The sequence below is a fragment of the Ligilactobacillus saerimneri genome, assembly GCF_036689625.1.
Lineage (GTDB): Bacteria > Bacillota > Bacilli > Lactobacillales > Lactobacillaceae > Ligilactobacillus > Ligilactobacillus saerimneri.
This window is the reverse complement of sequence record NZ_CP144761.1, coordinates 1-4,353: the sequence shown is the minus strand read 5'-3', so window position 1 is coordinate 4,353 and position 4,353 is coordinate 1. Positions and strand designations below refer to the sequence as shown.

At 43.1% G+C, this 4,353-nt stretch carries 3 protein-coding genes; 2 read left to right on the top strand and 1 reads right to left on the bottom strand.

From position 1 onward, the window contains the following. Positions 1–255 precede the first annotated feature (255 nt). Complete coding sequence (gene mobQ / locus V3C97_RS07800) at positions 256–2,136, top strand: MobQ family relaxase (RefSeq protein ID WP_338434566.1); 1,881 nt, start codon at positions 256–258, stop codon at positions 2,134–2,136. Then, complete coding sequence (locus V3C97_RS07795) at positions 2,063–2,755, top strand: hypothetical protein (protein ID WP_338434568.1); 693 nt, start codon at positions 2,063–2,065, stop codon at positions 2,753–2,755. Before mobQ ends, V3C97_RS07795 begins: the two co-directional genes overlap by 74 nt. 1,042 nt (positions 2,756–3,797) lie before the next feature. Here the strand turns inward: V3C97_RS07795 and V3C97_RS07790 are convergent. Beyond that, positions 3,798–4,313 (bottom strand): hypothetical protein, encoded by a 516-nt coding sequence (locus V3C97_RS07790; RefSeq protein ID WP_338434567.1) that lies wholly within the window; start codon positions 4,311–4,313, stop codon positions 3,798–3,800. Positions 4,314–4,353 lie beyond the last annotated feature (40 nt).

Sequence of the window (4,353 nt, the reverse complement as noted above, 5' to 3'; positions counted from 1 at the left end):
TATAATTATTTTAGCATATACCGAGCCCCCCTGGCGTGTAAAGGGCGCACTTATACGCACACATAGTGTGCGGTTGATTTGCTTCGCAAACCGTGCGCTCTGCCGAGGGCGACCTACTCAGTCGGAGCCACTTCATGGAGAGCTACTTTTACCAAAAGTAACCAAAACTCTAGCCCTCTCCTGATGTTTTGCGGAGAGGGCGCAAGCTCACTTTTAAAAAAAGTGAGATCAAAAAATATGCAAAAGGAGGCAGCAATGATGGCAATTTTTCACCTACAAGCAAAAATGATTAGTCGTGGCAAAAATCAATCAGTTGTAGCCGCTGCTGCATATCAATCAGGCGAAAAGCTATTTGATGAGCGTTCAGAGAAAACCAAAAGATATAACAAAGGACGTGAAATCAAGTATTCTGAAATCTTGTTGCCCGAAAATGCTCCAAGAGGATTTTCAGATCGGGCGACCCTTTGGAATGCGGTTGAAAAGAGTGAACGTTCAAAATCAGCGCAGTTGGCAAGACGGATTGTAGTTGCCTTGCCTAAAGAGCTTGATCGTGATAGCCAAATCGAGCTACTAAAAACCTACACACAACAAAATTTTGTAGATCAAGGAATGATTGCTGATGTGGCTTTACATGATAAAAATGATGGTAATCCTCATGCCCATATATTACTGACTGTGAGGGCACTCAAAAAAAATGGTAAATGGGCACCTAAACGCAAAACGGCTTACAAGCTGGACGATAACGGCAATAAAATTCCGATCATCGACCCTGAAACAGGAAAACAAAAACTTGGGGCTAGGAATCGCAAACTTTGGGAAAGAGAGGACGTGCCGTATACAGATTGGAATAATCAAGAAAACGTTGAGAAGTGGCGCAAAAATTGGGCAGAAGCTACAAACCAATATTTAAAAGCATTAGGTATGTCAGAAATCGATCATCGATCTTATGAAAGGATTGCCGCTGAAAATGGCGAAGAAATGCCGCTTCCTACCAATCATGAGGGGTATTATGCACGTAAGCTAGAAAAAATAGCACCTGGTAGCAGTTGGAAAGTGGCTAGAAATCGAAAAGTGAAGCTTGCTAACAAGCAACGGGCAGCTGCAAAACAGGCAAAACAAGAGATACTTGAGATTGATCAGCAAATCGGCCGTCAAAAAGCAGTACTGGAGGGCACTATTAATGGAATCATTGAGCAATTGGGACACTCTGACGCTAGAAGAGAAAGTAGAAGCCGTGAAACGACGACAGGACGAGGATTTGAAGCAGCTGGAGCAAGAAAACGAGGACTTGTGGCAACAAGTCCAGAATTTGCAAGCCCAAGAGAAGATCAACGCTCAGTTGAACAACCAAATAATGGACTTGCAGCAGCAGTTGGAAGAGTGGCAGGAAGCCTACAAAATGCTAGAAAGCGAGCAGGTCGACTACGAAGCGCTGAAAATGGACAAGGAAGATCTGCAGCAGCAAGTGAGCCAACTTCAACAGCAAGTGCAGCAATGGAGCAAATTAAGCAAAGATTGGAAGATTACAGACGCAAGCTTATTGAAGCTTGGGCTAGACTTCAGCAAAGACTCCGCCAGCTTGAAAGAGCGCTGGAAACGGCTGGAAAAAGAAGAGCCGAATATCTACAAGGAAGCAGTGAAAGAGTACCAGCTGATAAAGAAAGAAGCCCAGAAGCAAAACCAATCGGAAAAATAAGTTTGGCAAGTGGGATTGGTGATACATCTACTACTAAAAAGCCCGAAGAACCGGCTTTTGAGCAGCCTGTATATGGTCAAAGTGACCCAGTAGACCAGACCAACCAGCCAAAAGAGCCGCAAAATCGCCATATAGAGCATGAAAGTCAGCAAAAACCAAATCAGGAGGGAGATTATGCAGAACTTAGACGACTTATTGAAGCAAGCACAGCAAATGATCAAGAACCAACAACGACAGATCCAGAAGCTGAACGAAGAAAACGAATCACTGAACGAAGAAAACGAAAACTTGAGCAAGCAGTTGATCGCACTCAAGAACACCGATTGGCTGATCGAAAACGAGAACTTGAGCAGCGAAAACAAGAGATTGCAGAAAGAGAAGCAAGAAGCAGTTACCAACTCCCGATCTATCACGACCAAGGCCCAGACCTTGATCTCTGATAATGAGAAAAAAAGAAATGACCTTGATTACCAACTTGAACAGGTTCAACAAAAAGAAATTGAGATTGAAAGCCGTATTCAAAAAGAAGCTGCAAGGAAAGCGGAAAAAATCGCTGCGGACAAAAAACGGCATTTACAGCAGCAGTACAGCGATCATAAAAGAGGTCTACGGCAAAAAGAAGACGAGTTAGAAGCACAATTTCGCAAATTGGTAACGTGGTTTATTACTGGGGCTGCCGTTCTGGGGCTTGTTGTTGGTTTCGTAGCACATACAGGAAGAGTCAAAATCCAAGCCTATCACATTGACAGACTGGCGAAAAAGCTTGATCAGACGAAAAACACTGTAGAGAAGCAAGAAAAGAAGATCGACAAGTTGCAGTATATGGACGAAGCGACCCTTGAACGCAAAATTGACGCCATTGATCAGATTTCATATATCGTTAATGATCCAGTTGTTGGCGAAAGTGCCCGCACGGCTGTAAAACACTTTGTTAACAAAAAAGAGCTACGAGAGCTTAAAAGAGAGTTAGACAGGAGTCGAAAAGCTGGCAAGGTTGGCTGGTTGGAGTATGCAGACCTTGACGGCAAACTACGAACCAGTGCTAATGCGATAAACTGAAAATAATAAAATCTCACTGTTTAAAGTGAGGTTTTTTTGTTTATATATCATTATATAAGAGAAGTGAGCACATGATACGGACGGATATATTATGTTATATAAAGTATTAGACTAGCGTAATAGATTTTTTTAAAAAAAAAGTGGTTTTTTTCGTTTTTTGTGTAAAAAAGTCTTGCTAAAAAGTGAAAAAGATCAGATACTAAAAGAAGAAATGCTAATAAAAAATGGTAAATAAAAACCCGTTATCGAATCCCCATTCGATAACGGGTAGCAATGAGCTAGCCACCCTAGTTCAATGCCGATGAGCGGTAAGAGAAGAGCCTTACCCTCACTTGTCTACTAAAGTATAGCGGCAAAAATCGCTAAAAGCAAGTAGACAAAGCTCAAACGTATTGAAAAAAGGTTAAAAACATAGGGTAGCTCTTTGCTGGGCTACCCTTTTAGTTTGCCCATTTTTTGAGGGACGACAACCCTCTCCCCCTTTCAAGTAGGGGGGTAAAAAGCGGTGGTACCGCCTAGCACTCGTCATCGAAAGCACCCGGCAGAGCGTGGAGGAACGTGAGCTTGTTACCCCGACGGGCGCTCGCTGCCCTTCCATCACGATTTGGATAAAAGGCGAGGTTCAGGATACCCACACGTGGAGCCGCTTGTAGTATCGCCCAGCCTGGTTGAGCGTGGTTTTAGTCCATCGCTTCCACACTAAAAAAAAGTGCTCAAGGCTTACGGTACTATTCAAGGGGTGGGTGAGAACGGTCGGCTACGTTGACCGTTTGCGGGTGCTAGGCTTTGCTAAGAGCCTTTTTATAAGACTTTTAGCAAAGCCAAAAGCACGAGTCAAAAGAGTTACTCTCGAGATTTTCTCCTCTCGCTAGGGGAGGAGTCTCGAGAGAGCTGCATAGCTGCGCTCGGAGCGAGGCTCCGTATATGGTTAAGGAGAAGTATGCCCAAAAAAAGAGAAGAGAGAATATATATATATCCTCTCTATATATGGTATTTGGATATTTGGTGTGGGAGGAGCGACCGACTACTAGGTAGCATATATCTAGTAAGTATCATTGGTATCTAAGCTATCACGCCAAGCAGCAACTTTGGCATAGGCTTCACTAGACCAATCAAGCTTATAGTGACCGTCATTAAGTTTAACAAGTGCTTTAGCGAATGCTTTCAATAGTGCTTCATAAGTGCTCTGGTTGGTGTTTTGGTTGTTCATAGCGGCTTGTCTAATGGTAGATACAAGCCATTTTTGGGTGTCTTCAGGTGTAGTAGCTGCCGATTTTTCAGCAAGTAGTGCTTCATAAGCGATATAGTCACGATACCGCTTGTAGCCCTCTGGGTCGTTTTTTTTGGCAACACGAGGAGCAGGCGCCACAATCTGCAAACCATTTACCTCTGCCTGGAGTTGAGCCACAATTCGCCCTTTTTCAAACGTTCGTTTTTGTGCTTCTTTTTTCTTTGCTAATTTGATTTCTTTTTCCAATAGTTCTGCTTCTCTCTGATTTTCAGCAGCAATTCGTTCTCTTTTTCTTTTCCGTGCTTCCAGCTGTTCGATACTTGCCATAGTAAAAACCTCCGATCATCGTTAAAAAAATCATCTATGC

Excerpts from the sequence above, each read along its gene's own strand:
- mobQ (WP_338434566.1), top strand. The coding sequence starts at position 256 with ATGATGGCAATTTTTCACCTACAAGCAAAAATGATTAGTCGTGGCAAA.
- V3C97_RS07790 (WP_338434567.1), bottom strand. The coding sequence starts at position 4,313 with ATGGCAAGTATCGAACAGCTGGAAGCACGGAAAAGAAAAAGAGAACGA.